Source organism: Mycobacterium gastri (assembly GCF_002102175.1).
Taxonomy (GTDB): Bacteria; Actinomycetota; Actinomycetes; order Mycobacteriales; family Mycobacteriaceae; genus Mycobacterium; species Mycobacterium gastri.
Genome location: NZ_LQOX01000086.1, coordinates 1 through 16,409, shown reverse-complemented (window position 1 = coordinate 16,409; position 16,409 = coordinate 1). Strand labels below are relative to the sequence as shown.

At 67.1% G+C, this 16,409-nt stretch carries 15 protein-coding genes; 7 read left to right on the top strand and 8 right to left on the bottom strand.

Annotated features, from left to right (window positions below; all coding sequences use genetic code 11):
- Positions 1-11 precede the first annotated feature (11 nt).
- The gene (locus tag AWC07_RS08685) at positions 12-1,631 is read right to left on the bottom strand and encodes an amidohydrolase (protein WP_085105031.1); all 1,620 of its coding nucleotides are present in this window, start codon (positions 1,629-1,631) and stop codon (positions 12-14) included.
- A gap of 163 nt (positions 1,632-1,794) precedes the next feature.
- On the opposite strand from AWC07_RS08685, the gene AWC07_RS26745 reads away from it, so the two are divergent.
- Both AWC07_RS26745 and AWC07_RS26740 read left to right on the top strand, forming a co-directional pair.
- Entirely contained in the window at positions 1,795-2,649 is an 855-nt protein-coding gene (locus tag AWC07_RS26745; RefSeq protein WP_139829605.1) for a class II glutamine amidotransferase, read from the top strand.
- A 6-nt stretch (positions 2,650-2,655) separates the two neighbouring features.
- A complete protein-coding gene (locus AWC07_RS26740; protein WP_036410878.1) occupies positions 2,656-3,507 on the top strand; it encodes a patatin-like phospholipase family protein in 852 nt (283 codons plus the stop codon).
- Position 3,508: 1 nt separating this feature from the next.
- Here the strand turns inward: AWC07_RS26740 and AWC07_RS08675 are convergent, their stop codons facing one another.
- Positions 3,509-4,588, bottom strand: a complete 1,080-nt coding sequence (locus tag AWC07_RS08675; RefSeq protein ID WP_036410890.1) for a patatin family protein — start codon at positions 4,586-4,588, stop codon at positions 3,509-3,511.
- 103 nt (positions 4,589-4,691) lie between these two features.
- The gene (locus tag AWC07_RS08670) at positions 4,692-5,150 is read right to left on the bottom strand and encodes a lipoprotein LpqV (RefSeq protein ID WP_036410880.1); all 459 of its coding nucleotides are present in this window, start codon (positions 5,148-5,150) and stop codon (positions 4,692-4,694) included.
- Positions 5,151-5,274: 124 nt separating this feature from the next.
- Here AWC07_RS08670 and AWC07_RS08665 point away from each other — a divergent pair, with 124 nt between their 5' ends.
- The gene (locus AWC07_RS08665) at positions 5,275-5,871 is read left to right on the top strand and encodes a cysteine dioxygenase (protein WP_084293390.1); all 597 of its coding nucleotides are present in this window, start codon (positions 5,275-5,277) and stop codon (positions 5,869-5,871) included.
- Complete coding sequence (locus AWC07_RS08660) at positions 5,871-6,266, top strand: rhodanese-like domain-containing protein (protein ID WP_036410883.1); 396 nt, start codon at positions 5,871-5,873, stop codon at positions 6,264-6,266. The genes AWC07_RS08665 and AWC07_RS08660 overlap by 1 nt, the downstream gene beginning before the upstream one ends.
- Here the strand turns inward: AWC07_RS08660 and AWC07_RS08655 are convergent.
- Genes AWC07_RS08655 through AWC07_RS08645 form a run of 3 tightly spaced genes read right to left on the bottom strand, consistent with a single transcriptional unit; the run spans position 6,263 to position 9,848 of the window.
- Positions 6,263-8,029, bottom strand: coding sequence for an alpha/beta hydrolase (locus AWC07_RS08655; protein WP_036410885.1), 1,767 nt, complete (start codon positions 8,027-8,029; stop codon positions 6,263-6,265). The two genes, AWC07_RS08660 and AWC07_RS08655, sit on opposite strands and share 4 nt — an antisense overlap.
- Positions 8,026-8,799, bottom strand: coding sequence for an enoyl-CoA hydratase (locus AWC07_RS08650; protein ID WP_085105030.1), 774 nt, complete (start codon positions 8,797-8,799; stop codon positions 8,026-8,028). Before AWC07_RS08650 ends, AWC07_RS08655 begins: the two co-directional genes overlap by 4 nt.
- Before the next feature lie 11 nt (positions 8,800-8,810).
- Positions 8,811-9,848: an enoyl-CoA hydratase/isomerase family protein gene (locus tag AWC07_RS08645; protein WP_036412266.1), complete on the bottom strand. Its 1,038-nt coding sequence runs from the start codon at positions 9,846-9,848 to the stop codon at positions 8,811-8,813.
- 270 nt (positions 9,849-10,118) lie between these two features.
- On the opposite strand from AWC07_RS08645, the gene AWC07_RS08640 reads away from it, so the two are divergent.
- Complete coding sequence (locus AWC07_RS08640) at positions 10,119-10,955, top strand: Bax inhibitor-1/YccA family protein (RefSeq protein WP_036412261.1); 837 nt, start codon at positions 10,119-10,121, stop codon at positions 10,953-10,955.
- A 237-nt stretch (positions 10,956-11,192) separates the two neighbouring features.
- On the opposite strand, the gene AWC07_RS08635 is transcribed toward AWC07_RS08640, so the two are convergent.
- Positions 11,193-12,410 carry an acetyl-CoA C-acetyltransferase gene (locus AWC07_RS08635; RefSeq protein WP_036412259.1) on the bottom strand — a complete coding sequence of 406 codons (1,218 nt, stop codon included), beginning with the start codon at positions 12,408-12,410 and terminating at the stop codon, positions 11,193-11,195.
- A gap of 99 nt (positions 12,411-12,509) precedes the next feature.
- Positions 12,510-13,469 (bottom strand): SGNH/GDSL hydrolase family protein, encoded by a 960-nt coding sequence (locus AWC07_RS08630; protein WP_139829607.1) that lies wholly within the window; start codon positions 13,467-13,469, stop codon positions 12,510-12,512.
- 244 nt (positions 13,470-13,713) lie between these two features.
- Between AWC07_RS08630 and AWC07_RS08625 the strand changes: the two genes are divergently transcribed.
- Positions 13,714-14,781 (top strand): alpha/beta hydrolase, encoded by a 1,068-nt coding sequence (locus AWC07_RS08625; protein WP_085105029.1) that lies wholly within the window; start codon positions 13,714-13,716, stop codon positions 14,779-14,781.
- Between the two features lie 44 nt (positions 14,782-14,825).
- Complete coding sequence (locus tag AWC07_RS08620; RefSeq protein ID WP_036416284.1) at positions 14,826-16,220, top strand: cystathionine beta-synthase; 1,395 nt, start codon at positions 14,826-14,828, stop codon at positions 16,218-16,220.
- Positions 16,221-16,409: the final 189 nt, after the last annotated feature.

Below are 16,409 nucleotides of genomic sequence, written 5' to 3'. Positions count from 1 at the left end.
CCGGAGCGGCCTCAGCCCAGTGTCGGGCCGTACACCTGCCGGCCGGCGAGAAACGTCGCCCGCACCTCGAGATCAGCGATCTCCTCGGGGGCGACCGTCCGCGGGTCTTGCGACAGCACGACCATGTCGGCGTACTTGCCGACCGCCAGCGAGCCGATCACGTCGTCGGCGAACAACTGCCACGCCGCGTCGAGCGTCTGGGCGCGGATTGCCTGGTCGACCGTCAACCGCTCCTCGGGGGCCAGCACCCGCCCGCTCGGCGCGGTACGGGTGGCCGCGACGCTGATGTTGCGCAGCGGTTCTTCGGGGGTGACCGGCGGATCATTGTGCAGCGAGATCCGCATCCCGGCGGCGACGGCGGAACCGGCCGGCGCCCACTGCGACCCGCGCTCGGGTCCGAAAAGACCGTCGACCAGGATGTCGCCCCAGTAGTGGATCTGGTCGACGAACAGGCTGGCTGTGACACCCAGCGCGGCGGCGCGCCGCAGCTGGTCCGGGCGCATCAGCGGGACGTGTTCCAGCCGTAGCCGGTGATCGGTTCGCGGGTGCTTGCGCAGTGCTTCCTCGTAGACGTCGAGGATGGTGTCGACTCCGGCGTCACCCATGACGTGACAGGCCATCGGCCATCCGAGCGGGAAGTAGGCGTCGACGATCTCGGTCAGCTGTTCGCGGCTGTAGTTGGCGTGGCCGCAGGAACCCGGCGCGATGCCCATGGCGCGGCTGGCGCCGGTGTCGAGATAGGGAGCCGACAAGTCGATGTTGCCCAGCCACGGCGAGCCGTCGACCCAGATCTTGATGCCCACCTGACGCACCATGTCGTCGCCGTTGTCAGGGGTTATGTCGGTGGTCAGCGCGGCGGTGGAGATCTCGTAGGTGCGCAGCCGAACGGTCAGCTCACCCGCGTCGTTCAACTGGGCAAGCATCGGGCGAAAGGTGGGCTCGAACGCCATCTCCGAGCACGTCGTCAGGCCCGCCTGATTCAGCCGGGCGCACTCGGCGCGCAGCATGGCGGGGTAGTCGGCCGGGTTGATCGCCCCGGCGACCAGCGGCAACAACGCAGCGGTTTCCTCGGCGGTGCCGTCGAGATCGCCGTTGGCGTCGCGACCGTAGTTGGCGCCCTTAGGGTTTGGCGTATCGCGGGTGATCCCGGCCTGCCTGGCGGCAGTCGAGTTGAAGTAGGCCTTGTGACACGAGTTGTGAAAGATGACCAGCGGGGTGTCGGCGGCCAGGTCGTCGAGCCAGCGCAGGGTCGGCTCCGGCAGCCCTGGTTGCAGCAGTGGATCCCAGCCGAACAGGTAGGCGCCTGTCGCACCCCGGGTGGCCACTTCCCGCCGAATCGCGCCGACCACGTCGTCCGCGTTGCGGACCGTGACCGGGCGGATGTCGACCATCCGGTTCGACAGCACCATGGACTCCAGCAGCGGGTGCCCGTGCGCCTCCACCAGGCCCGGCATCACACAGCCCGATCCGATGTCGACGACCGGCGTATCGGAGCCGACCCAGCCCGCGACATCCGACCAGTTGCCCACCGCGACTATCCGGCCCTCTTTGACGGCAAGGGCCTCGGCGGTAGGTCGGGCGTCGTCGACGGTCAGTACCACACCGCGAATCACGAGGTCAGCAGCTGGCATGGGTGGCCTCCCGCCTGATATGCCGCCGGCAACCGGGACGCCACCGAGCGCTAGCCCGTATTTGACCACACCGGACGACTGCCGTCATGACTTTCTGATGTGCCTTTCTGCCGGCGCCTGCCGAGCGGCTGGGGCCGGCCCGGGGCCGGGTAACGTCGAGGCTATGTGCCGACTCTTTGGCCTGCATGCCGGGAATGAGGTTGCCACGGCGACTTTTTGGCTGTTGGATGCCCCCGACAGCCTGGCCCGGCAAAGCCGCAGAAACCCCGACGGCACCGGCGTGGGGGTATTCGACGAACATGGTCGGCCGCAGTTGCACAAGGAGCCGATGGCGGCCTGGCATGACGCCGCGTTCGCGACCGAGGCCCGTGAGCTGACCGGCACGACGTTCGTCGCTCATGTGCGCTACGCGACGACCGGTTCGCTCGATGTCCGCAACACCCACCCGTTCTTGCAGGACGGCCGAATATTCGCGCACAACGGAGTGGTCGAGGGCCTGGACGTCATCGACGGACGACTCCGCGAGCTCGGTGCGGCGGACCTGGTGCTGGGCCAGACCGATTCGGAGCGGGTGTTCGCGTTGATCACCGCCTCAATCCGCGCCCATGCCGCAGACCCATCTGCCGGCCTGGTCGACGCCCTGCGATGGCTGGCCGCAAACGTGCCGATCTATGCCGTCAACATACTGCTCAGCACCGCCACCGACATATGGGCGCTACGCTACCCGGACTCTCATGAGCTCTATCTGCTGGACCGGCGCGATCCGTCGTTATGCGGACCGGAATTTCACTTGCGCAGCAACCGAATTCGGGCGTGGTCGCCGCACCTGTGCGCTCGGCCGTCGGTGGTTTTCGCCACCGAGCCGATGGACGAGGATCAGCGGTGGTCGTTGCTCGGCCCGGGCGAGTTGGTCCACGTCGACGCCGCGCTGCAGCTGACCCGCGAGGTGGTGCTGCCGGATCCCCCCGGTCAGCTGCTGTGGCGCGCGGATCCGGGCTCGTCGGTGATGGCAGAGTAGCTGGCCGTGGCTAGCAGACGGGCGCTCGTGCTGGCCGGCGGCGGCTTGGCCGGAATCGCTTGGGAGACAGGTGTTCTCCGCGGTATCGCCGAGCAGTCTCCGGCGGCGACCCGACTATTGCTGGATTCGGACGTGCTGGTGGGGACATCGGCCGGATCGGCGGTGGCGGCACAGATCAGCAGCGGTCGGCGCCTGGAAGACCTGTTCGATCTGCAGCTCGCCCAGACATCGGCCGAGATCGACCCCGGCGTCGACGTCGACGCCATTACCGGGCTGTTCCTGCAGGCCCTGCGGGAGCCGGGGGAGCGCGGGCCACTGCAGCGGATCGGGGCCGTGGCGCTGGAGACCCACACCGTTCCCGAGCCGGTTCGCCGGGCCGTGATCGCCGAGCGGCTGCCGGTGCACGAGTGGCCGGACCGGGATCTGCGGATCACCGCGATCGACACTGCCACAGGCGAATTGGTGACCTTTAACCGCCACTCGGGTGTCGACCTCGTCGATGCGGTGGCCGCCAGCTGTGCGGTGCCGGGAGCCTGGCCACCGGTGACGATCGCGGGCTGCCGGTACATGGACGGCGGCGTGGCCAGCTCGGTCAACCTCGGCGTTGCCGACGACTGTGCGGTGGCGGTGGTCTTGGTGCCGTCCGGCGCGGACGCGCCGTCACCGTTCGGCCCGGGCCCGGCCGCCGAGATCGTGGCATTCCCGGGCAGCGCATTCGCCGTGTTCGCCGACGAGGAGTCGCTGGCGGCGTTCGGGCCCAACCCGCTGGATCCGCGCTGCCGGGCAGCTTCGGCCATGGCGGGGCGAGAACAGGGCCGTCGGGAAGCGGCGGCCGTCGCCCGCTTCCTGGGCGGCTGATTCAGCTTTCGATCGCAGGAGGGGCCGGCTGCTCGTCGTCGGCTTCGAGGGCATCCAGGGCCCGCGCGGCCAGGGCCCGGCCGGTGGCGATCACCTCGACGGCCCGGTGGAATTCCAGGCTTCGGCAGGTCGCGCGGGGCACCTCGATCAGCAGGTCGGCGGGGTAGGCCGCCAAAGTGTGGCGGGCCAGCGCGGACTGGGCGATGTCGATTGTTCGGTTCATCACCTCGAAGCTGCCCATCCTGGGGACTTCGGGCGCCTGATCGTCGGCGGTGTCCGCAGCGTCGGCGCCTTCGCCGAGGTCCAGCTCCGCGTCTTCGGACCAGGAATCCGATTCTTGGGAACCCGCTCCGAACCGGCTCAGCACCGCTCGCGCCGTCGGCCGGTCAAGCAGTGCCCGGGCGGCGGTGGCGTCGAAAATCGCCGAGGTGCTGCGGACCACGCGGTTCAGCCATTCGGCGGTGACCCCGGGTTCGGAGCCGCGTGGTAGCCCCGCTTCGCTGCCGTTGAGGCTGACCGCGATGGTCAGATCGGCATTGACCGCGGCGATCGGCGCAATCGGCAGCGGATCCAGGATGCCGCCGTCGGCGAGCAGGCGCCCGTCGAGTTCGTGCGGGGCGATGACCCCGGGTATCGCGATCGACGCTCGGATGGCCTCGTCGAGAGGTCCGCGCTGAAACCACACCGACTTGCCCGCCAACAGGTCCGTCGCCACCGCCGTGTAGGGGATCGGCAATTGTTCGATGGTGACCGGGCCGAGGATGTCGCGCACCGCGTCCAGGATCTTCTCGGCCCGCAGCACCCCGGCCGCGGTAATGGACGGGTCCAGCAGTCGCAGAATGGTGCGTTGCGTCAACGACTTCGCCCAGTCGGTGAACTCCTCTAGTCGCCCGGCCGCGTGCAGGCCGCCGACCAGCGCCCCCATCGAGGAGCCGGCGATCCCGACGATGTCGTACCCGCGCTCCCGCAGCGTCTGGATCACCCCGATGTGGGCGTAACCACGGGCGCCGCCGCTGCCGAGCGCCAACGCGACGCGACTGGGAGAGGATCCGCGCACCCGCGCGGCTGTTGGCCCGGTCATCTGTTCATTCTGCGTGGCCGTCATGGCTCCCGGGGAACCGGTCGGCAGTTTCTTGCAGCCGTGATCGCAATTGCGCGACCGGCTGGAACCGCGCGGCGGATGGCTATCCGCATTCGTTGCTGGCGGCCGCGGCCGCCGCCACGATCACCGCCGCCTGACGGGCCGGGGTCAGTTCCGCCCAGCGGATGTTCCAGCTGCCGGCAACGCCGGATTGCGAGGCCTGCACCATCGCCAGATAGCGCTCGATCAGCCCGTCGCCGGTGACGGGCTGGGTCTGCATCCACACCTTGGCGGCATGGCAGGCCTGGAAATATTCCTCCTCGGTCGACTCGGCGGGGACGTCGACCCGGGTCGTCACCCCGGTGGGCGAGACCCCGACAACACCCGGCGGCAGCGAACTCGGCTCGGTTGGTGACAGCGCCGACGACTTGGCCGAAGACCACGACGCGGCCCTACCGCCGCCGGTATGCCAGCAGCCGGTGACGACCGACACGCTCGCCGCGACAACCAGCGGCCCCCACAGCAGGGCGCGCGCCGGGCCTCGAGCACGAGATCCGCGCATGGCGCCAATTTATGCAACACTGGCTGCCGTGATGAAGTGCGTCGGATTTTTCGAGTGTTGTCGGCCCTGACCTGCCGCCCGATAACCCGATCCGCTTTCGCACTCTGGAGTCCCTCGCATGGCTATGCTTCTTTCCAGGCCTCGTTCCAGGCCTCTTGTCACCGCACCTGCCGTTGCATTCCCGTTCCCCGGGCCCACCCGGCTGCGGGTGCCCGACCTGTTGCACGCCACCGACCAGGTTGCCGACGACGTGCTCAGCGGGCGCTACGACCACCTGCTGCCCCGGGGCGGCCTGCCCGAGGCGGAGCGCTGGTTTGCCCGCGTTCACGGCGACGACGACCTGGATATCTGGCTGATCAGCTGGGTTCCCGGGCACGCCACCGAATTGCACGACCACGGCGGTTCGATCGGGGCGTTGACGGTGCTGTCCGGGTCGCTCAACGAATACCGGTGGGACGGGCGGCGGTTGCGCCGCCGCCGGCTCGATGCGGGCGATCAGGCCGGGTTCCCGCTGGGCTGGGTGCACGACGTGGTGTGGGCGCCGCGCACGGCGCCCATTACCGAGCCGGCCACCGAGCCGCTGTCGAGTCCCATGCCGCCGACGCTGAGCGTGCACGCGTATTCGCCGCCGCTGACCGCGATGTCGTATTACGAAGTCACCGAACGCAATACGCTGCGCCGCAACCGCACCGAGCTGACCGATCAACCCGAAAAGTCGTGATGAGCCGCATCGATCGGATACTGGACGCGGCCCGCACCCGGTATCGGCGGCTGCCCGCCGGCGAGGTGCCCCAGGCGTTGGGGCGCGGCGCGCTGCTCGTCGACATCCGGCCGCAGGCGCAGCGTGCCGTTGAGGGGGAGGTGCCGGGCGCGCTCGTGATCGAACGCAACGTCCTGGAATGGCGCTGCGACCCGACCAGCGATGCCCGGCTGCCGCAGGCCGTCGGCGACGACGTCGAGTGGGTGATGCTGTGCTCGGAGGGCTACACCTCCAGCCTGGCCGCGGCTGCGCTGCTGGACCTCGGGCTGCACCGCGCCACCGACGTCATCGGCGGCTACCATGCGCTGGTGGCCGCCGGCGTGCTGGCCGAGCTCGAACCTCTGGGCAGGTGCTAGCCTGACGAGCCGAGCGGCTTGGCGTTGGAGTGCAACACCGGCCGCAGTCGCTCGGTCGTCTGCTGCGTCCAGCCGGGCGGCGACAGTATTGCGGCCCAGGCGTCGGCCGCGTCGGCGACGTAGTGGTGCCCGTGCCCGGGCGGCACCTCCACCGCTACCGCCATGTCGGCGGTGACTTGCAGGAACGTCACCACCGGGATCCAGCGGGTCTGCGGCAGCACGTCGTAGCCGCGCGGTTCGCTCAGCCAGTCGGGTTTCTTGAACAACAGGTTGGGCGTCCACCACGCGATCGGATCCGAGGCGTGCTGCAGATAGACCACGCGTGGCCGCCCCCAGGGTTCGCCCGGGCGTTGCAGATCACTCGGGCGCGCGACGAACCGCACATTAGCGCCGTGGTGATAAATCGGCAGCCACTCCGGTGAACCGGGATCGCGGGTCGAGGTCAGGTCGTTCCAAATGGTGTTGTTGAAGGTCGGGCCGCTGAACAAGGCGCCGTCGGTGCGGGCGAGGACATTGTCGAGGGTCATGAACGGCGCCTCGCCGCCGAAGGATCCGAGGCTCTCACCGAACACCACCAGCTTGGGACGCTTGAATTCCGGCATCTGCCGGATCAACCTGTCGACCGCCTCGAACAGAGCCTGCCCGGCATGGCGGGCGTTCTCCTTGTCCACCAGGAACGATAACCAGCTCGGCAGGTACGAGTACTGCATGCTCACGATCGCGGTGTTGCCGTTGTAGATGTACTCCAGCGCGTCGGCTTCGGCCTCGTTGATCCAGCCGGTGCCGGTGGTGGTGGCGACGGCGACGACAGCGCGTTGCAGACCGCCGGTGCGCTGCAATTCGCGCGCCGCCAGCTCGGCGGTCTCGGTAATCCCGTTCGCCGAGTCCAGGCCGGCGTAGGCCCGGATGGGCTCGGTCGCCGGGGTTCCGTTGAACTTGGTCAGTTCGGCGACGTTGGGACCGGCCTCGACGAAGATGCGGCCCTGGTGACCCAGCGAGTCCCACGACACCAGCGACTGCGGGCCACCTGATCGCAGCGACGTCTTCGGCGGCGCGGTATTGGAGCTCATCTCGTCGTTGACCGAGGCAAAAGTGCTGTTCATGGAGTGCATCGCGAACTTGAGCACGACACCGTTGAGCAGCGTGATCGTCAGCGCCACCAGCAGGACCACCACGATGGTCGCCGACACCCGGAACGGCGCGATCCGGTCGACTTGTCCCACGAGAAAACTGAACAGCCAGCGGATGAATTGGCCGATTTCGACAAGGGTGAACAGCACGACCAGCGATACGGCCGCGGCCAGCGGGTAGTCATACCATTCCAGGTGTTCGACGCCCATCAGGTCACGGACGTCGTCCTGCCAGATGTGGAACCAGATCGCCATGAGGACCATGCCGACTGCCCCGACCGCGATCAGGGGCAGCCACGCCCAGCGCGGCGGTGGCGGACTGGAATTCTGCGAGCGCATGTACCGGACCAGCCAGACCGTGAAGACGCCCAAGCCATACCCGATGGCGCCCGAGATGCCGCTGACCAAACCCTGGTACAGCGGACCGCGCGGCAGCAGTGACGGCGTCATGGAGAACCACAGGAAAATCAACCCGAGCGCGGTGCCGGTGAAGGTGTAGTGGCGTATCCACCACACCTTGCGAACCGCTTGCGGCGCTGGCGTCTTCGCGACCGGAGCGGCGCAAGGCTCGGTGCCCGCGGCTTTCGGCTCGGTGCCGGTGTCGGTGCTTGTCGCCGAATGCAATTCGCTCATCGGTGGGTGAAATGAGGCGGCCGCTTCTCGATGAAGGCCGCCATGCCTTCCGATTGATCGTCGGTGGCAAAGGTGGAATGGAAGAGCCGGCGTTCGTAGAGTAATCCTTCGGCCAGAGTCGATTCGAAGGCTCGGTTGACGGCCTCTTTGGCCATCCGGGTCGCCGACCGTGACAGCTGCGAGATGGTGGTGGCGACGGTCTTGGCCTCGGTCAGCAGGTCATCGGCCGGCACCACCCGCGAGACCAGCCCGCTGCGCTCGGCCTCGGCGGCGTCGATGGTGCGTCCGGTCAGGATGAGGTCCATGGCCTTGGCTTTGCCGATGGCCCGGGTCAACCGCTGCGAGCCGCCCATGCCGGGCAGTACGCCGAGCTTGATCTCCGGCTGGCCGAACTTGGCGGTATCGGCGGCGATCAGCAGGTCGCACATCATGGCCAGCTCGCAGCCGCCGCCCAGCGCGTATCCGGCCACCGCGGCGATCGTCGGGGTACGCACGGCGGCGAGTTTGCCCCAGGCAGCGAAGAAATCGGCATCGAACGCGTCGGCGAACGTCAACCCGGCCATTTCCTTGATGTCGGCGCCCGCGGCGAACGCCTTGGCGGAGCCGGTGATGACGATCGCCCCGATGCCCGGATCGTTGTCCAATTCCATTGCCGCGCTGGTGACTTCGTTCATCACCTGGCTGTTGAGCGCATTCAGCGCCTGCGGCCGGTTCAGCGTGATGGTGCCCACCCGCTCGTCGCGCTCGACCAGAATCGTTTCGTATCCCATGGATTGCCTTCCTAAAAGCTCAAGTCGTCATCGACCGGCTCGAAATACGCTGCGACGTCGGCCTTCGTGATCTCTTCGAGGGAAGCCGGCGACCATTTCGGCTTGCGGTCCTTGTCGATTAGTTGCGCGCGGATGCCTTCCACCAGATCGTGGGAGCGCAGGGTCGCCGACGACACCCGATAGTCTTGGACCAGAACGTCTTCCAGCGTTTCCATGGTGGCGGCGCGGCGTACTGCCTCCAGCGTCACCGACAGCGCGACGGGGGAGCGGGTGGCGATCAACTCGGCGGCGTCTTTAGCCGGTTGTGCACCATGATCCCGCAGCTTGGCGACGATCTCGGCGACGGTATCGCCGGTGTAGCACTCGTCGATCCAATCGCGTTGTGCGGCAAGCTCACTGGGTGGAGGGTCGACGGTGTAGTGGGCAAGTGCGCTGGCCACGCCGTCGGAGGTGATCGCGGTGCGGAACGCATCGAGTTCGGCGTGCGGCACGTAGTGGTCGGCAAAGCCCATCGCGATGGCGTCGGCTCCGGAAAACGGCGCTCCGGTCAGCGCGGCGTGCAAACCCAGCGCGCCCGGCGCCCGGGACAGCAGGTACACCCCACCCACGTCGGGGATGAACCCGATGCCGACCTCGGGCATCGCGACCTTGGAAGTGTCGGTGACCACCCTGACGTCGCCGTGGGCGCTGACGCCCACGCCGCCCCCCATCACGATGCCGTCCATCAGTGCCACGTACGGCTTGGAGAATCGGCCGATCTGGCCGTTCATCAAATACTCGGCGCGCCAGAACCGCCGCGCATCGACCCCGTCCTTGCGGGCGCTGTGGTAAACCGCGACGACGTCGCCGCCCGCGCACAATCCGCGTTCGCCGGCCCCCGAAACCACCACGGCACGGACCTCGTCGTCGCGTTCCCAACGAATGAGCACCGTGCTCAGCAGGTCCACCATCGTTTGGTTGAGCGAATTGATCGCCTTCGGGCGGTTGAGCGTAATAAATCCGACGCCACCGTCGACGCGGGTCAGAACTTCGTCGGATTCGCCCGTCACGGCCTCAGTCACGCCCTAGTCTCCAATCGCGGGAATCCGGCCCAAGTCTGCCCCATGAGTTTGACCAGCAATCTAGATCGTGACTCGCCCCGGGGTGCCCGCGGGGCTAAGGTTTATCTTGAGCCGGACGACAAAACAGCAGCTCCGCTGGGAACCCGGGCGGGCCACTGATCGTTGAGCAGGTGTTCGCACAACTCGAAGCTGTAGTCCGAAGCTTCCGAAGCTGTAGTCATACGTGTCATATGTGGAGCCACAAGAGAGGATCCGACGGTGCGGGAGACAAGTAACCCGGTATTTCGTTCGCTGCCGAAGCAGAGGGGCGGATACGCACAATTCGGTCCGGGCCTGGCCCAGCCGGGATACGCGTCCGACCCTTACCCGGCTCCCTACCAGGAGACCCGGGCTGCCCGCCCGCTGACCATTGACGACGTCGTCACCAAGACCGGCCTGACGCTGGCGACGCTGACGGCCAGCGCTGTGGTCTCCTACTTCCTGGTCGCCCAGAACCTCAACCTCGCGATGCCGCTGACCATGATCGGCGCGCTCGGCGGGTTGGCGCTGGTGCTGGTGGCCACCTTTGGTCGCAAACAGGACAACCCGGCGATCGTGCTCACCTATGCCGGACTCGAAGGTCTGTTCCTGGGAGCCTTCTCGTTCGTAATGGCCAACTTCTCGGTGGGCTCGGCCAATGCCGGACTGCTCATCGGGGAGGCCGTCCTGGGCACTCTGGGCGTGTTCTTCGGCATGCTCATCGTTTACAAGACCGGGGCAATTCGGGTGACGCCCAAGTTCACCCGCATGGTGGTCGCTGCCCTCTTCGGCGTGCTGTTCCTGATGCTCGGCAACTTCCTGCTGGCGATGTTCGGTGTCGGCGGCGGAGCGGGCCTGGGCCTGCGCAGCGGCGGACCGTTGGCGATAATTTTCTCCCTGGTGTGCATCGGCATCGCGGCCTTCAGCTTCCTGATCGACTTCGACGCGGCTGACCAGATGATCCGGGCCGGTGCGCCGGATAAAGCGGCGTGGGGTATTGCTCTGGCCCTGACCGTGACGCTGGTCTGGCTCTACATCGAGATCCTGCGTCTGCTCAGCTATCTGCAGAACGATTAATTCGGTCAGCAAAAAGCCGGCACGTATGTGCCGGCTTTTTGCTGCGCTGGTGGCGGTGAGTGTGCGCTGGTGGCGGTGAGTGTGCGTTGGTGGCGGTGAGTGTGCGTTGGTGGCGGTGAGTGTGCGTTGGTGGCGGCGCCGCCTGGCGTGTCTTCGCCCCAGACGCACGGTGAAAGCCCAGGACGCACAGTCGACCCGGCCCAAACGCAGGCTCGATCGGCTGGCCGGAGCGGCGTGTCAGCTCAGCCGCTCGATCACCATTGCCATGCCCTGGCCGCCGCCCACGCACATCGTCTCCAGACCGAATGTCTTGTCGTAGGTCTGCAGGTTGTTCAGCAGCGTGGCGGTGATGCGCGCGCCGGTCATGCCGAACGGGTGACCAAGGGCGATCGCTCCGCCCGAGACATTCAGCTTGTCCTCGTCGATGCCCAGTTCACGGGCCGAGCTCAGCACTTGCACAGCGAAGGCTTCATTGATTTCGACCAGGTCGATGTCGTTGATGGACATGCCTGCTCGTTCGAGCGCCTTCTTGCAGGCCTCGATGGGGCCCAGGCCCATGATCTCCGGGGACAAACCGCTGACACCGGTGGACACGATGCGCGCCAAGGGGGTTAGGCCAAGTTCCTTGGCCTTGGTGTCACTGGTGATCACCACCGCGGCGGCGCCGTCGTTGAGTGGGCAGGCGTTCCCGGCGGTCACGGTGCCGTTGGGCCGGAAAACCGGTTTGAGCTCGCTCACTTTCTCGTAAGTGGTACCGGGCCGCGGGCCGTCGTCGGCGCTGACCGTGCTGCCGTCCGGGAGCGTGACCGGGGTGATCTCGCGCTGGAAGAAGCCGCTGTTGATCGCCTCCTCGGCGCGGTTCTGGCTGCGTACTCCCCAGTGGTCCTGGTCTTGCCGAGAGATGCCGGTGATGATTGCGACGTTTTCCGCGGTCTGGCCCATCGCGATGTAGATGTCAGGCAGCTTGCCGTCGGCTCGCGGGTCGTGCCATTCGTCGGCCCCGGCGCCCGCAGCAGTGGAGCGTTCTTGAGCCTCGTCGAAGATCGGGTTCTTGGTGTCCGGCCAGGAGTCGGAGTTGCCCTTGCCGAACCGGGACACCGTCTCCACACCCGCGGAGATGAATGCGTCGCCTTCCCCGGCCTTGATAGCGTGGAATGCCATTCGGGTGGTCTGCAGCGACGACGAGCAGTATCGGTTGACTGTGGTGCCCGGCAGGAAGTCATAGCCGAGCGCAACAGCGACTACGCGCGCGATGTTGAAGCCCGACTCGCCGCCCGGCAGACCACAGCCCATGATCAGGTCGTCGATCTGGTGTGGGTTCAGCGCGGGGACCTTGTCCAGTGCGGCACGCACCATCTGCACGGCCAGGTCGTCGGGCCGCATGGTGACCAGTGAGCCTTTCATGGCGCGGCCGATAGGCGAGCGGGCGGTTGAGACGATGACGGCTTCCGGCATGGCGGGCTCCCTCCATTGGGGTGTGCGAAGCCGAATTTAGCCTGGCGACGATGCGGCCCGCGAAGCGGGGCGAGAAGGAGCCGGGCAACCCGGGCGAGGTCAGCCGCCGGCCGGCGCGGCGACGGCTGCGGGCACGGCCGGCAGTGGACGCCGCCACAGTCTCGACACGATGCCGCCTCGGGCGGGCTCACAACCGCGTGCTGGCGCTGCGGCTCGGGAGGGCCGATCAATCGCCGCGCAACCGATCTTTCCCCGCAGCGCGTCGCGCAGGGCGAGCAACAGTTGGTCGGCTGCCAACGCGTAGGCGGTCGCCGACGGGTGGTACCGGTCGGCGGAGAACATGCCTTCGGGAGCGGCCCGGAATCGGGGCGCCAGCAGGTGCGCCAACGGCACCGGCACCCCACCGGCCGCTTTGACGGCGACGGTCTGGGCGCGGGCCAGCCGCGCAGCGCGCGTGTGCGCCAGGGAACGCAGCGGCTGGGGGATGGCCGTGATGACGCCGAAGTCGGGACAGGTGCCGACGACCACGGCCGCGCCGCGGGCACGCAACCTGCGCACCGACGAGGCCAGCCGCTCGGCGGACTCTCCGATGCGGTTGAGGGACGTGACGTCGTTGGCACCGATGATGATGACCGCCAAGTGCGGCGGCGGTCCGGCCACGAACATCGCGTCGACTTGACCGCTAACGCCTTTCGAGGTGGCGCCGACGATGGCTTTGGTGCTCAACCGGACCCGCTTGCCGGTCTGCTCGGCGAGTTTGCGTGCGATCAGCACACCCGGGACTTCCTCGGCGCTGGTACACCCGTATCCGCACGCCGTCGAGTCGCCGAACATCATCAGGTGCAGGTCGAAGGGTGTTCCGCGGCGCCACCGTTGCACCGGCCCGCCGCCGCGGGTGTATACGCCATCGGCGCGAGGCGGCATGTCGCAGGCTCTGGGAATGACGGTGCGCACATGTGTCGCCTGGCCGACCAGCAAGTTGCGTGCGCCCAGATAGGCCGTGCCCGTCGAGGCGAGTGCACCTGCTGTGGCCAAAGCGATAGTCGAACGTCGCGGCACGCTCATGCCCACGAGACCAGTTTAGATCGGCTTCGCTGTTTGCGCGGGTGGCTGACAAAACAGCTGAATTACGGTGCGGATCAATTGTGATATCGAATCAGACTCTACGAACGTTGCCTCGGGAATATGCTGTCAAGCTAAGTCGGACGAGTTGGCTGACCGCTTCGGGGGAGCAGGTGAACCGGACGCTCAACCTTTTCGTCACATGCTGTATCGGACTACAACGGCGTAGGAAGTGTTGAGCATGACGGCACCGAACAGGGTATCCGGTTCCCCCAGACATCCGATTCGCCCACGGGACGTGCTCAAGGCACGTAGACTGCAGGCACGCAGATTTGCTATCAGCGACGGCGCTCCGGTTGAGGTCGTCGAGTCTGGTCCAAGCATTGCTGCGCGAGTTGCTGTGCTGGCGTCGCGGCTGACGATCCGGCCGGTTCTCACTATGGGTAGCTACGTTCCGCATGTGCCGTGGCCGTGGGGCCTGATCGACCATGCCGCCAAGATGCTGCTTCCAGCACCGGTAACTGTCAGGGCCTCGGTGAGCTTGCCGAATGCCTCAGCGCAACTGGTTCGGGCGCGCGGCGTGCTGCCCGCGGACGGCACCCGGCGAGTGGTTCTGTATCTGCACGGCGGCGCGTTCCTGACTTGTGGAGCAAACTCACATGGGCGGCTTGTCGAGTTGCTGTCACAGTTTGCTGATTCGCCCGTCCTGATTGTCAACTATCGACTGTTGCCCAAGCACTCGATCGGGATGGCGCTCGACGACTGTCACGACGGCTACCGCTGGCTGCGGCTGTTGGGTTACGACCCGGAGCAGATAGTGCTAGCCGGCGACTCCGCGGGCGGGTATCTCGCATTGGCGCTCGCGCAACGGCTGCAGGACGAAGACGAGGAGCCGGCAGCTCTGGTAGCGATCTCGCCACTGCTACAGCTGGCAAAGGAAAATAAGCAGGCGCATCCCAACATCAAAACCGACGCGATGTTCCCGGCGAAGGCCTTCGATGCGCTCGGCGAATTGGTTGCTAGCGCAGCGGCCAACAACGCTGTCGACGGCAAACCCGAGGAGCTTTACGAGCCACTGGAGCACATCCGGCCAGGCCTGCCGCGAACACTGATTCACGTGTCCGGATCCGAGGTGCTGTTGCACGACGCACAGCTGGCCGCGCGCAAGCTGGCGGCAGCCGGTGTGCCCGCCGAGCTTCGCGTCTGGCCCGGCCAGGTGCACGACTTCCAGGTCGCCGGTCCGCTGCTGTCCGAGGCGGTGCGCTCGCTGCGTCAGATCGGCGAGTACATCCGGGAGGCCACCGGCTAGCAACTGGATGTATGCCGGCCCAAACCGCCTGAGACCATGAACGCATGCGGATCGCGCAGCACATCAGTGACCTCATCGGCGGCACACCACTAGTCCGGTTGAACTCGGTCGTCCCGGTCGGGGCCGCAACGGTGGCGGCGAAAATCGAATATCTCAGCCCGGGCGGCAGTTCCAAGGACCGGATCGCGGTGAAGATGATCGACGCCGCAGAGGCCAGCGGCCAACTCAGACCGGGCGGCACCATCGTCGAACCTACTTCCGGCAACACCGGGGTGGGGCTGGCGTTGGTGGCACAGCGCCGCGGGTACCGGTGCGTGTTCGTCTGCCCGGACAAGGTCAGCGAGGACAAGCGAAATGTGTTGCGCGCCTACGGCGCCGAGGTAGTCGTGTGCCCGACGGCGGTGCCCCCCGGCGACCCGGACAGCTACTACAGCGTCTCCGACCGGTTGGTCAGAGAAATCGACGGCGCCTGGAAACCCGACCAGTACGCCAACCCCGAAGGACCGGCCAGCCACTACGCAACCACCGGGCCGGAAATCTGGGCCGACACCGACGGCAAGGTCACTCATTTCGTCGCCGGCATCGGCACCGGCGGAACGATCACCGGCGCGGGCCGCTATCTCAAAGAGGTGTCCGGAGGTCGGGTGCGCATCATCGGCGCCGACCCCGAGGGCTCGGTGTATTCGGGCGGCACCGGTCGCCCCTATCTGGTCGAGGGGGTCGGCGAGGACTTCTGGCCGGCGGCCTACGACCCTTCGGTTCCCGACGAGATCATCGCCGTGTCAGACGCCGACTCGTTCGACATGACCAGGCGGCTGGCCCGGGAGGAAGCGCTGCTGGTAGGTGGGTCGTGCGGGATGGCGGTGGTGGCGGCGTTGAAAGTCGCCGAAACCGCCGGGCCCGACGCGCTGGTTGTCGTCCTGCTGCCCGACGGCGGCCGCGGCTATATGTCGAAGATCTTCAATGACGCCTGGATGTCGTCGTACGGGTTCCTGCGGAGCCGTCTCGACGGGTCGACCGAGGAAGCCACCGTCGGTGATGTGTTGCGCCGCAAGTCCGGCGCGTTGCCCGATCTGGTGCACACCCATCCATCGGAGACGGTGCGTGACGCGATCGGGATTCTTCGCGAGTACGGGGTGTCGCAGATGCCGGTCGTCGGCGCCGAGCCGCCGGTAATGGCCGGTGAGGTTGCCGGCAGTGTGTCGGAACGCGAATTGCTGTCGGCCGTTTTCGAGGGCCGCGCCAAGCTAGCCGATGCCGTGTCACAACATATGAGCCCGCCACTGAAGATGATCGGGGCCGGCGAGTTGGTCAGCGTGGCCGAAAAGGCGTTGCGGGACTACGACGCGTTGATGGTGGTGGAGGAAGGTAAACCGGTCGGCGTGATTACCCGCTACGACCTGCTGGGTTTTCTGTCGGAAGGGGCGGGTCGACGCTGAGCGACGGCAGGGGATAGCCACGCGGAACAGCGTGCCCGGCGGCTTTCGCCCAGCCGCCCTACGGCATTCGACCTCAGGTACTGTAAGGCCGCCGCAAGCGAACCCTGAGTGGAAGGTTGCTCCTATGACCGATCAGCCGCCCCCCGGCGGGTCTTACCCCCCGCCGGGGGGCGGCTGATCGGTCATAGG